Here is a 23,045-nt window from a genome sequence, read left to right as displayed (position 1 = left end):
AATTTAGATGATAATGAACATCAATTAGAAAAACAAGCTAATGATAATCTTTCTCATTAGCTTGTCGTATAGGATTACATCCAGTCCGTATTACGAATAATACCAACCGCAATGCCTTCTATCGCTAAGTGCTGACTTGTGAGGTCGACTTTAATTGGTTCAAACTCTTGGTTCTCAGCATGTAGTAGCACTGTAGAACCTTTACGCTCTAAGCGCTTGACCGTCACATCGTCGTCTACACGAGCAACCACAACTTGTCCGTCACGTACGTCTTGAGTCTTATGAACAGCAAGAAGATCACCATCCATAATACCGATGTCTTTCATCGATTCGCCGTTAACTCGCAGTAAAAAGTCTGCTTGTGGCTTAAACATGCTTGGATCCACTTGATAGTGAGCTTCGACATGCTCTTGTGCCAAAATCGGCTCACCAGCAGCTACTTGACCGATAAGAGGCAAACCCTGAGCATCGTTTGCCGCATCATCTGTGAGCAGAATACGGATACCACGAGAGGCACCAGGAATAATTTCAATCGCTTGCTTACGAGCAAGTGCTTTCAGATGTTCTTCCGCGGCGTTCGCAGAACGAAAACCGAGTTCTTTTGCGATTTCAGCACGCGTTGGCGGCATGCCGGTCACATCAATTTTACTTTTGATTAAATCAAAAACTTGTTGCTGGCGGGGCGTTAACGGCTTCATAAGTCACCTGTCTTTTTATACAGTTAACTGTGAGTATATCCAGTAACTGAACAAATGAAAAGCAAATTTGTATTTTTTACGTACAGTGAAATATTATGCAATCAAATGTAATTTTTTAGAGTCAGAAGCTTGAGACAAAGCGTCTATCTGTACTTAGTTAAGCGAACTATCATAAGGTAATATTCACAAAACTAAAATCTACCAACGCACCACCTGCAGACACCTTAACTTGAGAAGGTTTTGGGCATTTTCCAGTTTGGTTTGAACTTATATGAACAAATCACCACCTGAATAATTTCTATATGCGTAATATTAAGTTGTTTGTTCGTTAAAATAGGATAAAAATAGGCGATGTATCCCCCCCCCTTTCTAATTGGTTATACCAGTCGTCAGCGCGTATCTCAACTTGGTCAAAAATAAGCTTGATTGTCTCTTGAACATTATCAGTCTGGCACTTCCTGCGGCGTAGCAATTGGCACACGAAATTACTCTCGCGAATACAATACTTTCACATTACAGCCAATCAACCGTTATATTCCATGAGGCCGACCTGTTAACTCAATCGCTAGGTTGCGAAAAGTATAGCCACCAAACTCACGAAATCAGTACTCGTCTTAAATTCAGTCAACGTAACAGTATTCTAAATAAAACGATTAGATTGCGGTTCTATTCATTTCAGCTTTTTATCGAGTACAATCCGGTAAAAATCACTCTGGTCGCTTGACACTTATAAAAGGAAAGTAAATTGCAAAATCAACCAATGAGTAGCAATGATCAAAGCAAACTGCTAATTTTTGCACTTCTTTTTGCTCCATCAATAGTTTTTATGGTTGGCATAATCCCTGCCATATTTTTAGCTTTCGGTATCTATATGATGAAGAGGAATCAAGATTTCTCCAGCATTGAGACTGCGGTCAAAAACTTTAAGGGTTATACATACCTAGTACTCATTATTTTCGTTCTCAGTTCCATCTATTGGGGTTATATGTATTTTAATGAAGAAAATAGTTGGTATTCTTATGATGTTCAATTATTTGCTTCACTAATATTCACTTGTATTGCTTTCACTTACTTGGTTGCTATACATTTTCTGTTTTACTCCCCTATGAAGAGGCACAGAGAGTGGATAGTGAGTAATGGAATCTTTTCAACAAAAGCTAAAGCGAGCGCGAGCTCGAGAGTTCTGTCAGAGGTAGACATAATCAAAGGTGAGAAGTTAAAGCAATATTCTGTAGCGGATGAATTAACGAAGTGGGCTAAACTTAAAGAAGATGGTTACATCTCAGAAGAAGAGTTTAACGAGGCTAGAGCTAAGCTTTTAAAACGAAACTAAAAATAACACTCGCTCTACATATAGTGACATTGAAAAGGCTGCATTTGCAGTCTTTGTTTATTCGACCTTTACGGGAACACAGCTAATGCATGTGCATTTAACCTGAATGGCTTTTGTCTCGAAGCAATTTGCATAATGATAAAGAAGTGCATTTTCACCTAAAGCATCGCTGTTGAACCCAGCCCAACAAAGGATAAAAAATGGCATCACGACCAGTTTTCACACCGCTAGAAGCACAACCATTTGTTTGTGAAAACACACTTGATTTCAAATGGCATTCTGGTTTTGCTGTATCTCAAAAGCAAAAGTCAATTTTTGAGCTTCATCAAACTATTCTATCTAACAATATAGGGAATAAACCTTTAGAGATATCTTCCAAGAGTGAGGACTCACTAGGAGTGTCTTTAAGTGCTTTTAACTTAAAAGTAACACTGCGTAGTGGCAAACAAGTAGCACTAGAAAATATATTCCAAGCGTCAAAAATCTTTAAGCATGGCGGCCCTTATAAAGACCTACTTCAAGTAACACCACTTGAAGCAAAGCGAGACCCTCGGCTAAAAGAGTCCGGCGATATGATCGGTTTTCAAGGCAAAGACGGTATCTGGCCTTTGGAACCTAAAACTCTATTTTATGATTGGCTGTATATAAATACACTTCATAAACATCCAGATCTCGCTGAAGCTGTGATGGCGTTTGATAGTTTTACTGATATTGAATTCAATCCGATCAAAAGCTTTAATTGCCAGGCCCACTCTGTGGCACTCTATGTCGCATTGGCAAAAAATGGAGAATTAAAACAAGTTCTCGCTGACTCTTCCTACTATCACAAACTCATGAGTGAGGGAAAAAACACATCAACGCAGAATAATAAGCCGGTACAGCAGTCGCTTATCTAAGAATAGCCCCTTCGAATAGTTGTGAGTTTAATTCAAATCGATTGTTGGATAAGCCCATCAAACGAAAACCCGATTGGTATTGTGCCAATTTAGCTTTACTTGGTAAGTAAGCATGACGAATATGCTCAATCGATATCTGCCCCAAGACTAGTACCTCAGCTTGAATATCCGTTGTAAAGTTTTCTGGAGTACCTCTACGTGTATAAGTATTACGAGGAGTACATACTTCCGAACGAAAAAGGTCCTCCAAACCCACAGCACCAGTCTTTACCCCATATTTACTAGCCGCGGTTGAAGCAGCATTACAAACCGAATAAAGCGTCTTTTCATTTAACATAGGGACTAAATCAATCTCTAAAATACACCAATCAAAATGACTTAGCTCTGCTCGTTTTTTGTACTGCTCTAATAAGTACCAATTTGGTCGGGAGAGGCTAAGGTTAATGTAGTCTCTCAATCCATCTAAGCGCTGTTGATCCATACTGTCAACAAAGTCAGCCGTATAGAAACCATCATTCAATAAACTAAGCTCTTCAACTTTAGAACGAGAATAAATGAACCCTCTCTCAAGAATACTCATATAATTCTCAATAGTAGTGAAATGGTACAGAGAGGTCAGACATCTTTGCTCAATAATTTCTCGCACCGTCATAACGTAACCACCTCTAGAGCTGTTGGTTCAATCTCTGCAAAGTAACGAGAAGGGTTCCCACTATAGCTCATGGTCAAGCTATGAATTGCTCGAGTCATACACGTATACAGAAGTCGTCGTTCTGTACTGATATGCAAGTCATCATTAGGCTCACTAAATCCTGCTAACACTGGTAGGTTTTCATCCGTCAAATCACAAATAAATACATGATCAAACTCTAGCCCCTTAACGGTTTGCATCGTTGCAATATTGATTCGATTATCAGCAAAACTAATTTGGCCTGTCCTGCTTATATCTTGAGAGACAATTCCATTGCGCTGCAACAACTGACGAATGTGATTCATCCCATGATTGGTTCTATGTAATAAGCAGATCGATTCTGTATTTGAATTATTGCGAATATCGTTAATTTTACTAATGATATAATTTTGCTCTTTATAGGATTCATTAGCGCACACAAGTCTAGGCTTCGTACCCTTTCGCTGACCAATTTCGACCGCTGTAAACTCACCGTTATCGTCATCATGTTCAAGCAACGATATCGCCGCTTTTGCAATCTCTTCTGTATTTCGATAATTTTTCTTAAACTCAATCGTTCGACCACCCACCACGTTAATTCCCACCTCTTTCCAGGTAAAACCACTCTTGTAGATTCGCTGGGCAGCATCTGCAATTATCGTTAAGCTATTAGTGGTAGGTGAAATCAGCCTAGATAATACCATCATCTGAGCCTTACTAAGGTCTTGAGCCTCATCGATAACGATGTGAGTAAATGGTGGTACAAAATCTCTGCCAAGCCTATCCAATACATCAAGACAAAATAATGCAAAATCATCAAAGTCACACTTTCCTATGCGCCTTTTTTCTTCCTGATAGCTAGTAAAAACTTTCCAAACTATTAATTTATCTTGCGCTGTAACACGATCGCTTGTACCCCGACCGACTCGCTTTGTCTCAATATACTCCTGCTCTGAGCGAATATTTTTTCCTTTGATCCAACATATTTCATCAACATAAAAGTCCATTTCTTTAGTAAGAATTCGCTGCTCATTTGGATGTTGATGACGCAATCTGAGAACAATATTCGACACAAGATTCTTGATATCAGACTCAAAAATCACTGTGTTATAAAGTTGTATCCCATGCTGTTTGAGAAATGCGAAAGCCCATTTATGAAAATTAACAACGTTTAAACCGTTATAACTGCGTTCATTCAGGTTGTGCGTTAGTGAGGACAAGTAGCCTGATAGAGATTTATTGAACGTAAAAATAGCAACCTTTGTTGGTTCAAACATATCAGTGTGAGTATCCATCATATGGCAAGCACGATAGAGCGCTACTGTTGTTTTTCCGCTTCCTGCTGAGCCCTTGATCTGAATTGGTCCTTCAGGATTTAACGTGAGCACTTTCTTCTGCTCACCAATTAATGTTACTGGTTTTAACATTATTAACTTCCGAAAATATTTGTCTATGCAGTGTTTGACTAGGTAAAGAAGTCAATTCACATAGAGTTTGGTAAAAGTTGGCATCTCTATAGCTGTGGGCATTTTAATCTCGGCTATTGCTCTGTGTATTTAATATGAGCTTTAAGTTTTTTGATTCACTTTAGCGCTGCCATCCGATATAAACTTAAGTGCTAATAAACTAAACCAATAATACTTACGAAGTACCTTGATACAAAGGAAAATAACAGCATGATATGCTTTATTATCCTCCTGTGCCGCGATGGAAAATTTGAAGAACTCCACTTTGATTTTCAAAGCTTATATAAGTGGGATAAAGAGCTTTGTCCGACGTGCTCTTGAATACTTACTCTTCTACACAAATCTCGAATCGACAACCATTTAAGTGGAGTCTAACTTGATTGATTTTATGTTTAGAAGGTTAGAAAAATAGGATCGTCGCCCAAGTATAAGCCGTTAATAACATGGCTAATAACACAGCGGCAGAACCAATATCTTTTGCTCTGCCTGAGAGCTCATGACGCTCTGAACCAATTCGATCGACCACGGCTTCAATCGCGCTGTTGATCAACTCAACAATCAAAACCAACACAACTGTCGCAACAAGCAGAACACGTTCTACCTGCGTGACATCAAGCCATAATGCCACCGGTAACATAATTGCGGCCAGCACGATCTCTTCTCGAAAAGCCGCTTCATTTTTAAACGCCGCCACTAATCCTTGCCATGAATAGCGAGTCGCATTCATGACGCGTTTTAAACCATGTGTAGAATTTGGTTTCACAATAATCTCTCAAAAATGTATTCACTAAGCGCAATCATCACCAGAATTGCTGGTTTTCCATTCAATAATAATTAAAAGGTTCGACCAGTTTCTGGTATCCTTGCTGCCTAAAAAAATCGCTTGGGCATATTTCGAGTTCTAGACTCAAAGAACTGGAAATATGCTTATTATCTAATCGAGGCAAAGAACCTTTATGTCTTCTGGACGTTCACTATCACGCTCGCTTTTAAAGCTGCCGCTTTCGGTGCTGGTAAAGGGAACGGCTATACCTTCTAATCCGATTGAAGATCATAGCATTGATATTAACAAGCCCATTGTTTACGCACTACCTTACCGTTCTGCAGTGGACTTACTTAGCCTGCAAAAGCAGGTGAAGTCACTGGGTCTACCTGATCCGTTAGCGCCTCTTGAGATTAATGGAAAAAGCTTTAACCGCTACGTATTTACCTCTTCGCGCCAAACCGTTATCGGCAACGACAGCGATGTGCCCGCAGAGTCTATCGCTCTCTTCTCTGAACTACTAGCACTTCATAAAGAAGACAGCGAGTTGGATGTTCAGGTCATTCCCGTCACCGTTCTTTGGGGACGTAAGCCAGGTAAAGAAGGTAAGCACGCAACTTATCTACAATCGCTCAACGGACCACAAAAAGCGAAAGCCGTACTACTATCAGGACGTGATTGCTTAGTTCGCATCAGCCCGGTGGTTTCATTACGCTATATGGCGAGCTCTCATGGCACCGATGCCTCCATTGCCCACAAACTTGCCCGCGTTGCACGTATTCACTTCTCTCGCCAAAAATTGGCCGCTTCGGGTCCAAACCTACCAAGTCGCCAAGCACTGTTTAATCGTCTAATGAAATCAAAGGCGATTGAAAAAGCAATTGAAGATGAAGCAAATAGTAAAGGTATTTCATTAGAAAAAGCACGCAAAGAAGCTCATGACATTATGGATGAAATTGCGGCTGACTTCTCTTATTCCCTTGTACGTAATGGCGATCGCATCTTGGGTTGGCTATGGAATCGCATCTACCAAGGACTCAACATCAATAATGCCGCCACTGTGCGTCGTTTAGCACAAGATGGCCACGAAATAGTCTATGTACCATGTCACCGCAGCCACATGGACTACTTGTTGCTTTCTTATGTGCTCTACCATGAGGGCATGGTTCCACCGCATATTGCTGCCGGTATCAACCTAAACTTCTTCCCTGCTGGTCCAATTTTCCGCCGCGGTGGTGCGTTCTTTATTCGCCGCAGCTTTAAAGGCAACAAGCTTTACTCGACGATTTTCCGTGAGTATCTCGCAGAGCTGTTTGCTAAAGGTTACTCGGTAGAATACTTCAGTGAAGGTGGCCGCTCGCGCACTGGTCGTTTGCTACAAGCGAAAACAGGCATGCTAGCAATGACGGTCCAAGCAATGCTGCGAGGTCTAAACCGCCCGGTGACGCTCGTACCGGTTTATATTGGTTATGAGCATGTAATGGAAGTGGGCACCTACGCCAAAGAATTACGTGGTAGCCGCAAAGAAAAAGAGAATGCGGGCCTTGTGCTACGTACTATCCGTAAACTGCGCAACTTTGGTCAAGGCTATGTGAACTTTGGTGAGCCGATCCCGGTCAACCAATACCTCAACGAGCACGCTCCTGAGTGGACCAAAGATATCGATCCTATGGGCGGTTCGAAACCACAATGGTTAACGCCAGTTGTTAATGGTCTAGCCACCAAGATGATGACGCATATTAACGATGCGGCTGCAGCAAACGCTTTAACGTTATGTGCGACCGCTCTACTTGCATCACGCCAGCGCGCACTTTCACGTGATAGCTTAGTACAGCAAATCGACTGCTACTTATCGTTACTGAAAAACGTGCCTTACTCTTCAACTTGCACTATGCCTAATGAAGACGCAGAGACGCTAGTAAAACACGCTGAATCTCTAGATAAATTTGTGCTAGAAACGGACACTATGGGTGAGATTGTGTCGCTTGATCGCAACCAATCCATCCTAATGACTTACTACCGCAACAATATTATTCACTTGTTCGCTATCCCTGCATTAATTTCTCAGATGCTGGTGCGTCGTCAAAAGCTCACCTTAACGCAAATCCAAGCGAATGTAGCTCAGGTTTACCCGTTTCTAAAGCAAGAACTATTCTTGAGTATTGATGAAGCAAACCTTGATCAGGCAGTAGAGGCGTATGTCAATGAGCTGGCTAACCAAGGACTGATCAGCATCGAGCAAGAGTTGGTGGAAATTAAGCAAAACAATACTCAGGTACTGGTTCTGCTCGGCCGCACTATCTCTGAAACTTTGCAACGTTACTCAATCGCGCTGAACTTATTAGTCGCAATGCCAGAACTCGGTAAATCTGATCTCGAGATTAAGAGCCAAGATATTGCTCAGCGTTTGGGTCGCCTACATGGTATCAATGCTCCAGAGTTCTTCGATAAAGGCGTTTTCGCTGCGTTGTTTACCACGTTGAAAGAGCAAAACTACCTTGATGTTGATGGTAACTGTGACTTAGAGAAAACGCGTCAATTCGCTGAACTGCTCTACACTATGCTTTACCCAGAAGTTCGTCTAACCATTCGTGAAAGCGTCTGCCAAGCAGCAGAGCATTGCGAGTTAGAGCAACTGACGGAAGAGTAAGTTCTCAACAACGAAAAAGGGCATCATTCGATGCCCTTCTCTATTTCTCGTTGTCGCTCACAATAAACTTTGACTTAGTCGATTTACCAAAATGCCACCAACAGCCCAAGTGTTACTGCCATCCCAACATAGTTGTTGTTGAGAAATGCTTGGAAACATAACTCTCGCTGACGATGACGAATTAGGTGCTGCTGAAAAACAAACAGCGCACCGACCACCAGAGCACTCCAATAAAAGCTGGTGCCTAGCGAATACCACATCCCCAAAGCAATCAGCATCATCAAGGTAATCAGTTGTAATATACCAATCACCATTTTGTCGAAGCGGCCAAATAAAATAGCGGTCGATTTAATGCCGATTTTCAAATCATCATCACGATCAACCATCGCATACTGTGTATCGTAGGCAATCGTCCATAGTGCATTCATGACAAACAAAAACCACACCATCGGCGGCAACTCATTCGCTTGCGCAGCCCAAGCCATTGGGATCGCCCAACTGAAAGCTAAACCCAAAAACAATTGAGGCAAATGTGTATAGCGTTTCATGAATGGATAGATAAACGCGAGAAAGATGCCGACAAACGACAGCTTGATGGTCAACGGATTCATTGTCAGCACTAAAACAAACGACATTACCGCTAACACAATAAACAATGTCACCGCTTCACGACTACTAACTAGACCTGAGGGTAACGGACGATGCTGGGTCCGCTTTACATGCCCATCAACTTTACGGTCAGCAAAATCGTTAATGACACAGCCTGCTGCTCGCATCAGAACCACACCAAGAGTAAATACCAGCAGCACTTCTAAACTCGGGACTCCCTGAGCGGCAATGATCAATGCCCACATAGTCGGCCAAAGTAATAACAGCGTACCTATCGGCTTATCCATGCGCATTAGTTGCCAATAAGCGCGCGCTTTTGTGGCAGTCATTTATGCTCTCTCCTTAGAATAAATCGGTGCACTCGGTAAAAACAACTCCGCCACCAGCATCGGTTTATCGTTCATCCATAGACGAGAACGTCTCGCTAAACATAAACCGCTTGGTGTATCGACCCAAGCCACCTGTAAGGCATCACGTTTTACGCTGTTAGAACTAAACACCGTCAAACCCAGCGGAATTTCACCTTGCTGAGTCAAATCATGTGGTTGATCAATTAATGAGGATTCAGGGATCAAGGTTCGACCTAAAACCCAAGGCTCACCATCGCCTTTAAGGACCACTTTACGCAGCAAGCATTGCTCAGCGGCTAATAGACTCAATTCCTGTTGATCAAGTTGAGTCGGTGCAACAATATCGTTATGGAATAGATCTACATTCAATTGTTGGCAATAAGTTTCGAGTAAGCGTGACAACGAGCCCTGTTCTTGCAACCATTCCTTCGCTATCTCAGAAGGAAAGTTAAACTTTTCAGGCTGTTGCCATTCTACTTGGCGCAGTGAAGACAAATAAAGCGCAATCATTTGATTCATACAGTATTCAATCAGTCGCTCTATCGCGTACAATAAAGCTACAATTTATGGGCGAAGTGCTCAGTCGGCAATTCACCATGATTCCTTACAAATAGATGCTCTATTGTAACAAGACTACGGCGATTCGAGTATCTTGATCAGAAGAAAGAAAAGTTAGAAATATGTTTAAACGTTACCTAGTCCAAATATTTGCGGTTGTTGCATTGATTTTCGCAACACCTAGCATGGCAAATAAAGATACAAGCGCAACTCAACTCGCTTACTTTACGTTGGAGCCTGACTTAACGACAAACTTCTACACTCAAGGCAAGCAACTTGGCTATATTCAAGTTCGAATTGATATCATGGTTGCTAGCCAAAGCGATTTGCCAATCATTGAAAGACATCAACCGTTAATTCGTGATGCGGTAATCGAGATGCTAGGTAAACAAACCGAAGCAACGGTTAAGTCGCTAGCCGGTCGTGAAGATATGCGTAAGAGCTTAGTAAAGGAACTCAATGAGATTCTATTACCTGAAACAGGAAAAACCGTTATCGCGGATCTTCTGTTCACTAAGTACCTGTATCAATAACAGCAAGTCAGCATCCAATACAAAAAAAGCGGCCTTGGCCGCTTTTTCTATTTTCGGGTATCCCATAAACCAATAGCGATACCGGAAACTAATCCGATCAAATGCGCGGTATTGGCAATCGCCATAAATGGCTGCACAAAACCAAGCACCAAAAAGACAAGCATAAAACCAAGAATGGTTTTTGGCATGATCAGGCCTTGGCTTGGTGCACGATAGCCAAACATCCATATATACCCAACCAGTGCATAAACGACACCCGATAGGCCACCAAAATTAGCCCCCTCAACCCAATATTGAGCAAAGCCAGAAAGCGCAGCAGAGAGTAGAAATACTTTAATGAGTTTGCCACTGCCCAAGCGTTGCTCAATATCACCACCAAGTTGCCACCACCATAGCAAGTTAAAAGCGATATGCATGACCGAAAAATGCAAAAAGGCATGACTAAACCAACGCCAGATTTGCCACTCTTGTCCAGCAAAGGCTGGAAAATGCAATGCATCAAAAACCGGTCGACCTGCGCCAAACTGCTGCAAGACAAAGATCAGGATACAGGTTGCCATGATTAATAAGCTAAATGGGCCAGCCTTGGCTTTCACCATTGCAAGCATACTTGGCGAGTTGTAACGAAAGTTGTTCTGACGTGATTCAGCCATATCCCAAGATGCCGCTTGGTATTTAGGTTGATTAGGATTATCAAGAAACATCTTAAGCTCGGCTTCGGCTTCAACCTGATGCTGAGCATCCACCAGCCATAGAGCAAACTGACCTCCTCCCTCCGGCATCATCTTAATATCGACATGACGTGACGCCATATAGTCAATGAATGCCTGAGCCATTCTTGGGTGGGTAAGAGTAATCAATTTGATCATAATGCTACCTAGTCAGTTTCTACGGGTAAGTTGGCGCGATGCCAAGCTTCAAAACCACCATCAACACTATACACCTGCTCAAAGCCTTGGTTAACCAAATACTGTGCCGCACCTTGGCTACTAATACCGTGATAACACATCACTAAAATTGGCTCTTCAAAATCTGCATCTTGCATAAATTGGTTAATCGAGTCGTTCGTTAAATGAAATGCCTGAGAGGCATGAGCCACTGCAAATGACTGCGGGTCACGGATATCAAGCATGTGCGCTTGGTCGCGTTGCATAAGTTCGTGAGCTTTTTGTACATCAATATGTTGAAACTGGTCCATTTACTTTCTCTGTTGGTCTTTTTTTGTTATCCCCATTGTAACCTATCCAGTGCTCAACAAGTACACGATGGCTATAAGGTTATCCACTTGCGATCACTTCTTAGCCATTTGTGGATAACTCTGTGGATTGCGTTGATAAAGTGTCTAAACAACTTTCGATCCACTAGATGTTGTGATGATCCTTATTTTTTTGTGAGTAATTAGAACTATATCCCCAATCTAATTCCTTCTTCAAAGCCTTTATTTACCCTGCTTTCTGACATCTAACCAAGAAACTTCTCACAGAGTTACCCACAGGCTGTTGAACCAAAACAGATCACCTCTAGCGATCAGGCATAAAAAAACCGAGATCATTTGATCTCGGTTTTTCGCAATTCTAATTGAATCTTGGGTTACATCTCGCCCACTGCTAGCTTAAGCTTTTTCATCGCATTCTTCTCTAACTGACGAATGCGCTCAGCAGAAACGCCATACTTATCCGCCAAATCTTGTAACGTTGCTTTATCATCGACCAACCAACGTGAGCGAACAATATGCTGACTACGCTCATCCAGACTCGCAAGCGCCAAGCTTAAGCGATTATTTGTATGCGCTTCCCAATTGGCTGCCTCGACATTTTCTGCTACATCAGAAGACTTATCTTCTAAATACAGGACAGGTGCAGCACTGATACTGCCGTTATCATCATCGTCAACAGTCAATTCAAAAGTCGCATCTTGTGCCGCGAGACGTGATTCCATCTCTCGAACTTCTGCTGGCTCAACACCTAACTCACGCGCGACCGTTTCAACTTCACCATTGTTAAACCAACCAAGGCGTTTCTTCGACTTACGTAGGTTGAAGAACAGCTTACGTTGCGCTTTAGTCGTCGCAACTTTAACGATACGCCAGTTGCGCAGTACATATTCATGGATCTCTGCTTTAATCCAGTGCACCGCAAATGACACCAAGCGAACACCCACTTCTGGGTTAAAGCGTTTTACTGCTTTCATTAAGCCAATGTTGCCTTCCTGAATTAGGTCAGCCATAGGCAAACCGTAACCAGAGTAGCCACGTGCCACATGGACAACGAAACGCAGATGCGAAAGGATCAAGCCTTTAGCGGCATCGATCTCACCGTCGTAATGTAAACGCTCAGCTAGTTCACGCTCTTCATCAGCTGTTAGCATTGGGTAGCCATTCACTGAACGAATGTAGCTATCTAAGCTATCTTGTGAAACTACAGCTATCGAATACGCTTGGTTAGTCATTCAAGTCCTCATCAAACTATGATCTGGAGTATGTTTTAGCCCATCAATACTGAACCCAAAATGAACAGGATTCAAGCAGTCAAAACTAAAATAGTTGAAACAAAAGTTTTAACTAATAGTACAAAGAAAGAAAAAGTATACGGTAGCGTATACTTTTTTCAAGATAAATAGTGATAATTTTTTGATCACTTGATCATACAGGCTCTATCTCATTGAGATGGCGCTGGGCAGACACTTTCGCCGCTAAACACCCTAGGAAAGTGCCTAACATCAATAGCAGTAAGGTTTCATCCCAACTTAGCCCGATTAATCGGAAGCGGCTATCATACAGAAGCGCCAACTGTTCAACACTGCTATTAAGCAGAACTGTGATTAACGCTGTAAGAATCCACGCAGTTAGCGCCCCAATTAAGCCAAACCACATTCCAGAATATAAATACGGTCGCAAAATGAAGCTATCTGTTGCTCCAATCAACTTCATGGTTTGAATTTCGTGCTTATTGGCCTGGACATTAAATCGCAGTGTATTCCCCACAATGAGAAACACAGAGCCCAACATTAAAACAGACAAGGTCACTACAATGCCTGTCACTAGATTCTTAATAGCATCAAGGCGGCTAAACCAGTCTTCATCAAGACGAACATCTGTGATTTCGTCTTCCGCTTGAATGCGTTTTGCCAAAGCTTTTACGGCTTGTTTGTCGTCGCTTGCCGGTGTTATCACCAACACACCCGGCAGCGAATAATCTTCAAGCAATGAGATAGCCTGATCAAAGCCGGAATATTGGCTTAAGTCAGCTAAACCTTGTTGAGGGGAAATATATTCAACTTTGGCAACTTCAGATAAACTTTCCAGCTCATCTTTCAACACCATGATACGTGGTTCTGGTGTCTGTTCTTTAATATAACCACTCACTTGAGAGGGGCCGGCAACATTGGTTGTCGCCACGGCTACGTTTTTGCCTAGTAAATACAAGGTTGCGGGTAGAGTTAGCGCCATTGAAATCACGGCCAAGGTAAGAATGTTACCTAGAGGACGCGACCATAAACTCATAAATGAGGCTTTCGCCTGCTTAAAGTGGATAGCAAAATAGCCATCACGCTGAGCGCGTTCGCTTTTTTTCGCCGCCTTGTTGTTGCGCTTATTAACGGCCATAATCTTCGACCTCACTCAAAAAACCTTGGTTTAATTCCAAGTGACGATACTGAGGTCGCGAGTTAACGAGGTTAACGTCATGGGTGGCAAGCAGTATGGTTACCCCAGCACGATTAAACTCTTCCAACAATCGCAACACTCGAGCAGATAGCTCTTGATCCAGGTTACCAGTTGGCTCATCAGCTAACAGCAAGGTCGGACGATTGACTACGGCACGAGCAATCCCCACTCGCTGTTGTTCACCACCTGAAAGTTGACTTGGCAAACAACGCGCTTTATCCAATAACCCTGTTTTATCTAACGCCGCAGAAACTCGACGTTTGATCTCATGTTCGGAGATAGACTCAATACGCATTGGCAAAGCAACGTTGTCGTATACCGAACGATCCATCAGCAAGCGATGATCTTGAAAGACAATCCCGATATTGCGACGCAACAAAGGGATGTCTTTGTTAGGAATACGAGTGATATCGTGCCCGTTAAAGCTAATCTTGCCATCGGTAGGGCGCTCTATCGCACATATCAACTTGAGCAAGGTACTTTTACCAGCCCCAGAATGACCGCCTAAAAATGCCATTTCACCTCGACGCAGATGAAAATCGACTTTCTGCAGAGCCTGTCGACCACCTCGGTAAGCTTTACTTACTTGCTGAAACTTAATCACCCGTTGTTCCTCTTACTCACAAACCGATCAATCTTCGCGGCTAAACAGTGCGTCAATAAACTCTTTTGTTTCAAACGGACGCAAGTCATCGATACCTTCACCCACGCCAATAAAGCGAATTGGGATCTGGAATTGATCGGCAAGCGCGAAGATCACACCACCTTTCGCCGTACCATCTAGCTTAGTCAGAGTAATACCCGTAATCGGAGCAATATCGCTAAATAGTTTCGCTTGGCTAATCGCGTTTTGACCCGTACCAGCATCTAGCGTCAACATCACTTCATGTGGTGCAGAATCATCAATCTTCTTCATCACACGAACAATCTTACGTAACTCTTCCATTAGGTTAGCTTTGTTTTGCAAGCGGCCCGCTGTATCTGCGATCACTACGTCAAAACCGCGTGCTTTCGCGGCTTCAATAGCATCGTAGATAACCGATGCACTGTCAGCACCAGTATGCTGAGCAATGACCGGAACATCATTACGCTCACCCCATACTTGTAACTGCTCCACCGCAGCAGCACGGAAGGTATCACCAGCCGCTAGCATGACTTTCTTACCTTGCGATTGGAATTGCTTCGCGAGTTTGCCAATGGTCGTTGTCTTACCTACACCGTTTACGCCGACCATTAAGATCACGTAAGGCGTTTTGCTGGTGTCGACTTCTAGAGGCTGATCTACGTTAGACAGAATCTCTGCCATTTCTTCTTTCAGAAGACCATAGAGTGCTTCACCATCTTTAAGATCGGCACGAGACGCTTTTTCAGTTAGGTTCTCAATAATTTTAAGCGTGGTATCCATACCAACATCAGCGATCAGAAGTTGCTCTTCCAATTCTTCAAACAGCTCGTCATCAATCTGCTTGCCTTTGAACAAACCGAAGAAACCAGCACCGATGTTTGCTTTCGTGCGCGCAAGGCTACGCTTTAGGCGAGCAAAAAAGCTCTCGGTTGGTTTTTCTTGCTCTTGCACACGTGGCTCTACTGGAGCAACGACTGGTGCTTCTGCTTCTGCTTCTGCTTCTGCTTCTGCTTCTGCTTCTGCTTTGGCAGCTTGCTGTTCTTGTTCTGGTTCGGCAACGGTTTCTTGCTCTTCAACCTGCTCAATGACCTCTTCTGGTAACACTTCTGGTTGAGTTGATTCTACCTTTTGCTCTTGTTCTGGTTGTTTCGCTTGGTCATCATCACCAAAACCAAGCCAAGAGAGCAATCCGCGCTTCTTTTTTTCCGTCATCTGGGGATATCCTAGATTGTCTTAATTAATTCTAAGTCTTTCTCGTTAAGCTTACGCAAATTGAAAAAGAAAATGACAACAAAGTGAAAAGTTACCACTCTAAAGGCAATTTAAGGTTACACTTTGTCATCAATGAAATTTGGCTGTACTCAGAGCGTAAACGCTGAGCGACTGGGTATAGTATCACTTTATTAGCGGTCAAAAAATCTATGGTAAGACGTCGCCAGCAAAACACATCACAAAAAAAACCTTCAACCGGCTTTGTCCGAATTATTAGTGGCTTATGGCGTGGACGAAAATTACCCGTTCATGACGCTGAAGGGCTACGCCCAACAACTGACCGCGTTAAAGAAACGGTATTTAACTGGTTAGCACAAGATGTACCACAAGCGAAGTGCTTAGACCTCTTTGCCGGCTCTGGCGGCTTAGGTTTTGAAGCAGCTTCACGCCAAGCTGAAATGGTTACGTTGATTGAGCTCAATCCTGCAGCATATAAGCAATTAGAGCAGAATATCGCGTCACTGAAAGCGGATAACATTGTGGTAAGAAACACCGATGCATTAAGCTTTTTAGCCCAACCAGGTACACCGCATCACATCGTCTTTATCGATCCACCATTTCGCAAAGGTTTGTTAAGTGAAACCATCGCTTTACTCGAGCAAAATGGCTGGCTGGCAGAAGATGCCATGATTTACATTGAAACAGAAAAAGAACTGACCATTGAAGGTCTACCGGAAAACTGGCAGCTACACCGTGATAAAACGGCAGGTCAAGTCAACTTCCGTCTCTACCAACGAGAATCAGCATAAGGAAATTAAATGAAAGCACTGATTTTGTTAGCCAAAACCGGCATCGGGTTTGTTTGGTTTATTCTGCTATTAAACTTTTTTGTGCCATTTCCAGGTAATGCAGCCATTGCTCTTTATATTTTGACGGCCTTCCTGTTTATGATGCATGGCCTGCAAATGTTGATTTTCATTGGAGCCTTTGGCGACAAGATCAACATGAGTCGATGGGAAAAGTGGTCAATCTTAATCTTTGGTATTTTTGCCCTGCTTGATATTCGTCGTAAACATATGATGTAAAAAAATGCCGCTCTCTCGAGCGGCATTTTTATTTTAGTGGGCTTGGGTTACATGCCCATATAGCTTTTCATGCCATCCAAGAACATCTGTGTTGAGATCATTACCAACAACAACCCCATCAAACGCTCTACCGCTTTCAGGCCTCGCTCACCCAATAGACGATGTAAAATGCCAGAGAACATCAAGATCACAAACGTTGCCGTCCACGCCAGCACCACAGCACCTGAAAGTTCTAGCAAGTTATTCGGATTCTGGCTTGAGAGTAATAGGATGGTCGCTATAACCGAAGGGCCTGCGAGCATTGGGATAGCCATAGGCACAATGAATGGCTCTTCACCTGCCGCCAATCCTGTCACACTGCCAGCTGAAGGGAAGATCATCTTTATCGCGATGATAAATAAGATAATACCGCCGGAGATACTCAACGTTTCTGGTTGTACATGCAGAAAAGCCATAATGCTTTTACCTGCAAACAGGAACAACAGCAAAATACCCAGTGCAAAGAAGAGCTCTCGAATCAGTACGATACGACGTCGTTTCGGTTCTAAATGCTTTAAGATCGACAGAACAATCGGTAGATTGCCCAGCGGGTCCATGATCAAAAACAGCAGCGTCGCCGCAGAAAGAATGTCCATTAATTACCTCCAAGACTTTGCGGCGAAGTATAACCCCATCTCGAAGATATTGCCCAATTTGTAAAACAGACTGGGCTTTACAAGCATACCTTTCTTAGTGACTGCAAACTCGCTCTTGATTCACCGTCCAAAGTTCATCTTGTTGTGTGATCTTTTGACGTTCAATAAAGAAGCTAAACAACTGATCAAAGTTAAAACCTGACAGCTTACACGTACGAAACTGAGCATCTGCACCAAACTCATTATGTACAACTTGGCGCAACGCCTCTTCACTCATCGGCTTTTCACGTAGTAGGTTTAACACTTTGTGAGCATGAATTTCACTCATATGAATAACTCCTGTGGATTTGAAACCCAAATAGGATAGATGAGAAAGCAACAACCTTTCTTTGATATCAAATAATGAAGGAAGCGGTTATCAAGCAATGAGCCAGCAGATAAGTACCAGAAATTAAGTAACGTCCCAACGGCAAGGAGTGACGATAATCATGAATCGCTAACAATGCGGCAGAAGTGGTCAAAGATAGGCTACCAACAAACGCCAGCAGAGCGGCTTGGCTATGCTGCAACAGCCATAGTTCTCCGGTAACCCAATTCAATTGCAGTAACACCATTCCCATGATGACAACGGGAAAGATAAGACGGTCGATTTTAGGTAGCAAGAGGAAAAATGCCATGATGCCCATTGCCAGTAGCATCGCAGCCAACCACCACACTACCTCACCAGAAAGCTGTAACCAAAACGAAGTGCTATAGCAAAGTTGCGCCGCGATAAAACAAGCAAAACAAATCCGCTTTATCCGCTTAGTGATATAAAGGCTATCGGCAAACATCGAAATCACTAACCCGAGAGACACCCACCACTCTAAACGCCCGACTAAACTCTCTTTGCTCCAAAGCATGACCAACAATAAGAATAGGGAGAAGCAAGAGAAAAAGATTGCTTGTTTAGGTTGGTTATTTTCACAAGCAGAGCTGCTAATAAACCCTGAGAGTGCGATCGCGAGCCAGCTCCACATAACATTACCTCTAGAAATTCGAACCGCCAGTTTAGGCTTGAGTCCTGAATTGTCTATATATGACAAACAAAACTTGGATCTTGGTTGCGATTCGATTCTCTTCAATCCGATATTGCTCACATCACGTCGACTTGCCTCCAGTCAGCCAGTTTTTGATCATTTCGACCAGAACTAAGCGCTAGCCATCATTTCAATACACAAACCTTATCCACCCTTAGAAAGACTAGACTCATTACAATTAAAATAAAGAAAAATACCTTTAAAATACAAACAGATAATCCAATAAAAACAATAAAAACTTAACCTTTATACTTTTTGTCCTCTAAGTCATATTTAAAATTTCGCAAATTTTATGTCAGAAAAATCTCAACAAATGAGAATCCATGTCATGCTCATAGAGATCAAAAACAAAAAACCGTGACAAATAGGGCAAAAACAAGCTTTGCAAAATGAATGTCGCAAAATTCAATACAACCTAATAGAACACTATTTGAGCTACTTTTTAATCAATTAAAATCAATAACTTAAAAATAAAAAGCAATCAAAATCACAATATTACCTCGTGAAAAAAACCACAATTTCATCACTTAGGCAAGCGATTAACGCCAATAATCGAGACCATTAATTTGTTTTTTATGACTCTTTTGAGCTTGATCCTTGATCAACCACTTAAAATTCTGCTATTCTTATATACATAGAATAAATCATCGAATAAAAGGAGCAGAGTTATGATTACTTCTTCACAAAAACAAGGACTTGTAATGATCGCAGTCATCGTAGGCTTGATGACTCTGCCGATGATGATGTACTAGTCAAATTAAAAAAGAAAGGGACGCCAATGGCGTCCCTTTTTTGCTTTATGCCTCAGTATCAATCAAGAAATGTTCAACTATTAAACATTCGTCTAGTTTTAAACCAAGAATAAAAACCAATACTTTTAAGCACTTCACCACCTAAGTTAGAAGTGTTTCGATAAAATATCCCAATGCGCGTAATAAAACAGCATCGCGGCTAACGTAATCAAGGTCATGAGGGATATTGCTACGCGCCAAATAAAGCGACTGCTTCTTGGAGTTAGCTCTTTCTCGCACTCATCGCAAACCGAAAGAAACTCGCGACGATTCTCTAACTCATAGTCGTACTCATGCACAATTTTATTGCGAATCGTAGCGATATAACGCAGCTTACCTACCACATTATGGGGTAAACGCTCTTCACAGCTAGTGATAAGCTGATGAAGACCTTTACCTTCTGCATGGTATTGGGTTCGCAGCAAGTGCTCTATTTTACGAGTGCGAGTAATTACGCTATCGATATCGGACATAATTTCTCTCCCTGTTTGATACTACAATCTCCGTCTCTATTGTCTTTGTTATTTAACAAGTTACAAGGGTCATCTTACAAATGAATTCTGTCTACAGCTCTAGATTACCGAGTTAATCGTCAATAGCTTGTGATGTAGATCGAAGATCTATTTTCGATATCACCATTCTGTGCTTTATATCTCAGAGCATAGTCAACATCATCACTAAAAAGTAGCTAGAATGCTCCCTTAAGTTCATCGGGGAGGAACTGATGCCTATTTCAATATTTATCGCCATTGCTTTGCTGTGTATTTTAGCTGGATGGGTGTTTAGCAATTTCTATCGTCGTCATATGCAAGGTGAAAACGCACCTGAGCAATCCGTTGATGTGACGGTACTCGACAAGCAAGCAATCGAAATTGAAGATGCACAACCAGGTCAGGAAGACCAAGAATATTGGATTTATGTACAACGTGGACGAATTGGACCAAAGCGAGAGTTTCAGGTGGGCATCCACTACTTCCATGCATTAAATCCGGGAGACAAAGGAACCCTTACCTATCAAGGCGATAAGTTCCTTCATTTCGCGATCAAACGTCCATAATACTTACGGCAGTAACCATGCTGTCTTTTTACTGCGCGCTAGCAAACAACTCAATGCTAGCGCTCCACCACCACTGATGATGATCCATAGTGGTATGACCCAACCAGGATGACCTTGATACCAACCAAATGCTTTCATCGGCCATAAAAATATCGGATGAAGAAGGTAAATCCCCAAACTGTGCTGACTGATTAACGCAACCACTTTATGTGCATTCTCTGAAAGGAAATCACTCAAATAGCGACATACGACAAACACCATGCTCGCCGCCATAACGACATTCAAGGTCTTATAAGATAACCAACGCCCAACCGTATATTTTCCTGCTTCGACACTATTGGTAAGCACCATAAACACTGTCACCAACAACGCAACAACACCCAGCCAAGTAAAACTGATGACCGCAGAACGACTTAAAGGGAGCTTTTGGTAGAGCAAATACCCCAAAGGCAAATAACCACTATAGAGCCAAAGTTCGGCACTCCATGGACCATTAATGCCAAACAAATAAAGTGTTGTCGTCACCAACCATAAGGCAACAAAAGCATACAAGGCCGAATCATTGTCTTGTTTCACTACCCACTGGAAAAACGGAATGACGAAATAGAGTGGAATAAAGTAGTAGAAGAAACCAAGGTGGTAATAAGTGGCGTGGTGAGGACTATCGAGTAAAACCTCTTTTGCCGTCTGCCCGTCAAACCCTTGCGCCGTCCATCCTGATAAATAGGCATAAAACAACGACCAAATTAAAAACGGCACCAGCACCTTACCTAAGCGACGTTTGACGTAATACCCAAGCTCAAAATCACGCTTATCACTAAGCATTAAAGCACCAGTAATCAAAATAAAGACTGGCACCGCCCAACGGCTAATACTGTTAATAGAAACCGCCGTCGCCCACTGTTCAAAAGATATCGAACCTAACTCATGCCGATAAGGAGCGAGTACATGAATAGCAATAACCGCAATAGCGGCGACACAACGCAATAAGTCGAAAAAGCGAACTCGTTCTCTCATACTCAGCCAACTAAAATTAAGAATTGTATTGAATATAGCAATAAAAAAGCTGACTAAACCAATAACAAGTAACGGTTTAGTCAGCTTTTAGTAAGCCAAGTTAAAAACCAATCCGCGCTTAAGTCGTAGCTTGCTCCAACTTAGGCAGCTTAATTGAGATGATAGTCGTGATTGCTAGGAAAGCAAAAGACACCCATAAACAAGCAGATAAGCCTGCCATTTGGAACACCCAGCCTGACAATACCGTACCAATTAAGCGCCCCATCGCGTTCGCCATATAGTAGAAACCCACATCAAGCGATACCCCATCGCCTTTGGCATAACTGACTATCAAGTAAGAATGCAGCGATGAGTTAACCGCAAACACGGCACCAAAAATAAGCAAGCCAACGATAATAACCAGCTGCGGCTGCCACCCAATCTGAACGGCATAAGCAATCCCCGCAGTAATGATTGCTAGCAGACCCGCCCAGAATAATGCCGCACTGCCATCCGGCACACGACCTTGAGCCTTACCAGTAATCTTAGGCGCCAACCCCTGCACAAATCCGTAAGCGATCACCCACAGAGCAAGGAACCCTCCGACCCACAAGTGTGGCCAACCAAACGTGCTGCCCAAATAGATGGGTAAAGCAATCACAAACCATACATCGCGAGCGCCAAACAAGAACATGCGCGCTGCAGAGAGAATATTGATCGATTCAGACTTAGAAAAAATTTGGCTGAACTTCGGTTTTACCTTGGCTTTACCCATATCACTTTCAAGACCAAGTAAGCTGCCAATCAACACCAGGGTTAATACGCCCGCCATTAACAGCACCGCAGCCTTAAAGCCCACCAGCGAGAGCAGTAAACCACCAACAAAGAAGCCTACACCTTTCAGAGCGTTTTTAGAGCCAGTTAAGATCGCCACCCACTTATAGAGCGCACCTTGTTGATCGTCTGGTACGAGTGTCTTAATCGAGCTCTTGGCGCTCATCTTATTAAGATCTTTCGCGATACCTGACATCGCTTGAGCCAACATCACCCAAGGAATGGTCAACCACGCGGCTGGTACCGCTAACATCGTGAGAGCGACAATTTGCATCGCGAGACCAAGATTCATGGTTTTATTCAAACCTAGTCTTGCGCCTAACCAACCACCAATTAAGTTGGTCACTACACCAAAGAATTCATAGAAAAGGAAAAGTGAGGCAATTTCTAGTGTACTGTAGCCCAAATCATGAAAGTACAGCACCACCAGCATGCGCAGTGCGCCATCCGTGACGGTAAAATTCCAATAGTTAAAGGTCACCAACATATATTGACGAACACTTTTGCTCAAATTGGCAAACATAAGCCACCCTATATGAAC

General features: G+C 42.7%; 25 protein-coding genes. 7 read left to right on the top strand and 18 right to left on the bottom strand.

The genetic code is table 11. The annotated features are described in order from the left end of the window. Window positions 1-74: 74 nt before the first annotated feature. Window positions 75-698 carry a transcriptional repressor LexA gene (gene lexA, locus IRQ95_RS17055; RefSeq protein ID WP_194438139.1) on the bottom strand — a complete coding sequence of 208 codons (624 nt, stop codon included), beginning with the start codon at window positions 696-698 and terminating at the stop codon, window positions 75-77. 745 nt (window positions 699-1,443) lie between these two features. Between lexA and IRQ95_RS17050 the strand changes: the two genes are divergently transcribed. Both IRQ95_RS17050 and IRQ95_RS17045 read left to right on the top strand, forming a co-directional pair. Further along, on the top strand, window positions 1,444-2,031 hold the full coding sequence (locus IRQ95_RS17050) for an SHOCT domain-containing protein (protein ID WP_194438133.1): 588 nt from the start codon (window positions 1,444-1,446) through the stop codon (window positions 2,029-2,031). A 200-nt stretch (window positions 2,032-2,231) separates the two neighbouring features. Next, on the top strand, window positions 2,232-2,927 hold the full coding sequence (locus tag IRQ95_RS17045) for a DarT1-associated NADAR antitoxin family protein (RefSeq protein WP_194438131.1): 696 nt from the start codon (window positions 2,232-2,234) through the stop codon (window positions 2,925-2,927). Here the strand turns inward: IRQ95_RS17045 and IRQ95_RS17040 are convergent. The 3 genes from IRQ95_RS17040 to IRQ95_RS17030 form a co-directional block, all read right to left on the bottom strand. After that, window positions 2,920-3,579, bottom strand: a complete 660-nt coding sequence (locus IRQ95_RS17040) for a DarT ssDNA thymidine ADP-ribosyltransferase family protein (RefSeq protein WP_194438128.1) — start codon at window positions 3,577-3,579, stop codon at window positions 2,920-2,922. The two genes, IRQ95_RS17045 and IRQ95_RS17040, sit on opposite strands and share 8 nt — an antisense overlap. Continuing rightward, window positions 3,576-5,024 (bottom strand): UvrD-helicase domain-containing protein, encoded by a 1,449-nt coding sequence (locus IRQ95_RS17035; RefSeq protein WP_194438126.1) that lies wholly within the window; start codon window positions 5,022-5,024, stop codon window positions 3,576-3,578. The genes IRQ95_RS17040 and IRQ95_RS17035 overlap by 4 nt, the downstream gene beginning before the upstream one ends. 439 nt (window positions 5,025-5,463) lie before the next feature. After that, window positions 5,464-5,826 (bottom strand): diacylglycerol kinase, encoded by a 363-nt coding sequence (locus IRQ95_RS17030; protein WP_431358061.1) that lies wholly within the window; start codon window positions 5,824-5,826, stop codon window positions 5,464-5,466. 193 nt (window positions 5,827-6,019) lie between these two features. Here IRQ95_RS17030 and plsB point away from each other — a divergent pair, with 193 nt between their 5' ends. Then, on the top strand, window positions 6,020-8,476 hold the full coding sequence (gene plsB / locus IRQ95_RS17025) for a glycerol-3-phosphate 1-O-acyltransferase PlsB (RefSeq protein WP_194438124.1): 2,457 nt from the start codon (window positions 6,020-6,022) through the stop codon (window positions 8,474-8,476). Window positions 8,477-8,559: 83 nt separating this feature from the next. Here the strand turns inward: plsB and ubiA are convergent, their stop codons facing one another. Continuing rightward, complete coding sequence (gene ubiA, locus IRQ95_RS17020) at window positions 8,560-9,414, bottom strand: 4-hydroxybenzoate octaprenyltransferase (protein ID WP_194438121.1); 855 nt, start codon at window positions 9,412-9,414, stop codon at window positions 8,560-8,562. Further along, on the bottom strand, window positions 9,415-9,954 hold the full coding sequence (locus IRQ95_RS17015; RefSeq protein WP_194438119.1) for a chorismate lyase: 540 nt from the start codon (window positions 9,952-9,954) through the stop codon (window positions 9,415-9,417). A gap of 161 nt (window positions 9,955-10,115) precedes the next feature. On the opposite strand from IRQ95_RS17015, the gene IRQ95_RS17010 reads away from it, so the two are divergent. Continuing rightward, complete coding sequence (locus IRQ95_RS17010; RefSeq protein ID WP_194438116.1) at window positions 10,116-10,526, top strand: flagellar basal body-associated protein FliL; 411 nt, start codon at window positions 10,116-10,118, stop codon at window positions 10,524-10,526. Window positions 10,527-10,573: 47 nt separating this feature from the next. On the opposite strand, the gene glpG is transcribed toward IRQ95_RS17010, so the two are convergent. The 6 genes from glpG to ftsY all read right to left on the bottom strand — a co-directional run bounded on the left by glpG (window position 10,574) and on the right by ftsY (window position 16,027). Further along, window positions 10,574-11,395: a rhomboid family intramembrane serine protease GlpG gene (gene glpG, locus IRQ95_RS17005; protein WP_194438113.1), complete on the bottom strand. Its 822-nt coding sequence runs from the start codon at window positions 11,393-11,395 to the stop codon at window positions 10,574-10,576. Window positions 11,396-11,403: 8 nt separating this feature from the next. Then, window positions 11,404-11,724 (bottom strand): thiosulfate sulfurtransferase GlpE, encoded by a 321-nt coding sequence (glpE, locus tag IRQ95_RS17000; RefSeq protein ID WP_194438111.1) that lies wholly within the window; start codon window positions 11,722-11,724, stop codon window positions 11,404-11,406. 392 nt (window positions 11,725-12,116) lie between these two features. Beyond that, entirely contained in the window at window positions 12,117-12,974 is an 858-nt protein-coding gene (rpoH, locus tag IRQ95_RS16995; protein WP_194438109.1) for an RNA polymerase sigma factor RpoH, read from the bottom strand. Window positions 12,975-13,167: 193 nt separating this feature from the next. Beyond that, on the bottom strand, window positions 13,168-14,130 hold the full coding sequence (gene ftsX, locus IRQ95_RS16990; protein ID WP_194438107.1) for a permease-like cell division protein FtsX: 963 nt from the start codon (window positions 14,128-14,130) through the stop codon (window positions 13,168-13,170). Further along, entirely contained in the window at window positions 14,120-14,794 is a 675-nt protein-coding gene (ftsE, locus tag IRQ95_RS16985; protein ID WP_075649204.1) for a cell division ATP-binding protein FtsE, read from the bottom strand. Before ftsE ends, ftsX begins: the two co-directional genes overlap by 11 nt. A gap of 27 nt (window positions 14,795-14,821) precedes the next feature. Then, window positions 14,822-16,027, bottom strand: coding sequence for a signal recognition particle-docking protein FtsY (gene ftsY, locus IRQ95_RS16980; RefSeq protein WP_194438105.1), 1,206 nt, complete (start codon window positions 16,025-16,027; stop codon window positions 14,822-14,824). A 209-nt stretch (window positions 16,028-16,236) separates the two neighbouring features. On the opposite strand from ftsY, the gene rsmD reads away from it, so the two are divergent. Beyond that, window positions 16,237-16,836, top strand: coding sequence for a 16S rRNA (guanine(966)-N(2))-methyltransferase RsmD (gene rsmD, locus IRQ95_RS16975; protein WP_194438102.1), 600 nt, complete (start codon window positions 16,237-16,239; stop codon window positions 16,834-16,836). Between the two features lie 9 nt (window positions 16,837-16,845). Beyond that, complete coding sequence (locus IRQ95_RS16970) at window positions 16,846-17,112, top strand: DUF1145 domain-containing protein (protein WP_194438099.1); 267 nt, start codon at window positions 16,846-16,848, stop codon at window positions 17,110-17,112. Window positions 17,113-17,159: 47 nt separating this feature from the next. Here IRQ95_RS16970 and IRQ95_RS16965 read toward each other — a convergent pair whose 3' ends face one another. From IRQ95_RS16965 to IRQ95_RS16950, 4 genes are all read right to left on the bottom strand, one after another. Continuing rightward, on the bottom strand, window positions 17,160-17,747 hold the full coding sequence (locus IRQ95_RS16965) for a YhgN family NAAT transporter (protein ID WP_194438097.1): 588 nt from the start codon (window positions 17,745-17,747) through the stop codon (window positions 17,160-17,162). Between the two features lie 94 nt (window positions 17,748-17,841). Continuing rightward, window positions 17,842-18,075, bottom strand: coding sequence for a YecH family metal-binding protein (locus IRQ95_RS16960; RefSeq protein ID WP_194438095.1), 234 nt, complete (start codon window positions 18,073-18,075; stop codon window positions 17,842-17,844). 67 nt (window positions 18,076-18,142) lie between these two features. Next, window positions 18,143-18,766 (bottom strand): lysoplasmalogenase, encoded by a 624-nt coding sequence (locus IRQ95_RS16955; RefSeq protein ID WP_194438093.1) that lies wholly within the window; start codon window positions 18,764-18,766, stop codon window positions 18,143-18,145. A 958-nt stretch (window positions 18,767-19,724) separates the two neighbouring features. After that, window positions 19,725-20,090 (bottom strand): DUF4145 domain-containing protein, encoded by a 366-nt coding sequence (locus tag IRQ95_RS16950; RefSeq protein WP_194438091.1) that lies wholly within the window; start codon window positions 20,088-20,090, stop codon window positions 19,725-19,727. 251 nt (window positions 20,091-20,341) lie between these two features. Here IRQ95_RS16950 and IRQ95_RS16945 point away from each other — a divergent pair, with 251 nt between their 5' ends. After that, window positions 20,342-20,674: a DUF2500 domain-containing protein gene (locus IRQ95_RS16945; RefSeq protein WP_075649196.1), complete on the top strand. Its 333-nt coding sequence runs from the start codon at window positions 20,342-20,344 to the stop codon at window positions 20,672-20,674. Between the two features lie 3 nt (window positions 20,675-20,677). Here the strand turns inward: IRQ95_RS16945 and IRQ95_RS16940 are convergent, their stop codons facing one another. After that, the gene (locus IRQ95_RS16940) at window positions 20,678-21,691 is read right to left on the bottom strand and encodes an acyltransferase (RefSeq protein WP_194438089.1); all 1,014 of its coding nucleotides are present in this window, start codon (window positions 21,689-21,691) and stop codon (window positions 20,678-20,680) included. Window positions 21,692-21,809: 118 nt separating this feature from the next. Then, window positions 21,810-23,027 carry an organoarsenical effux MFS transporter ArsJ gene (gene arsJ / locus IRQ95_RS16935; RefSeq protein WP_194438087.1) on the bottom strand — a complete coding sequence of 406 codons (1,218 nt, stop codon included), beginning with the start codon at window positions 23,025-23,027 and terminating at the stop codon, window positions 21,810-21,812. Window positions 23,028-23,045 lie beyond the last annotated feature (18 nt).

It is taken from the genome of Vibrio fluminensis (assembly GCF_015278125.1).
Taxonomy (GTDB): domain Bacteria; phylum Pseudomonadota; class Gammaproteobacteria; order Enterobacterales; family Vibrionaceae; genus Vibrio; species Vibrio fluminensis.
This window is presented reverse-complemented; position numbering and strand designations above follow the sequence as displayed.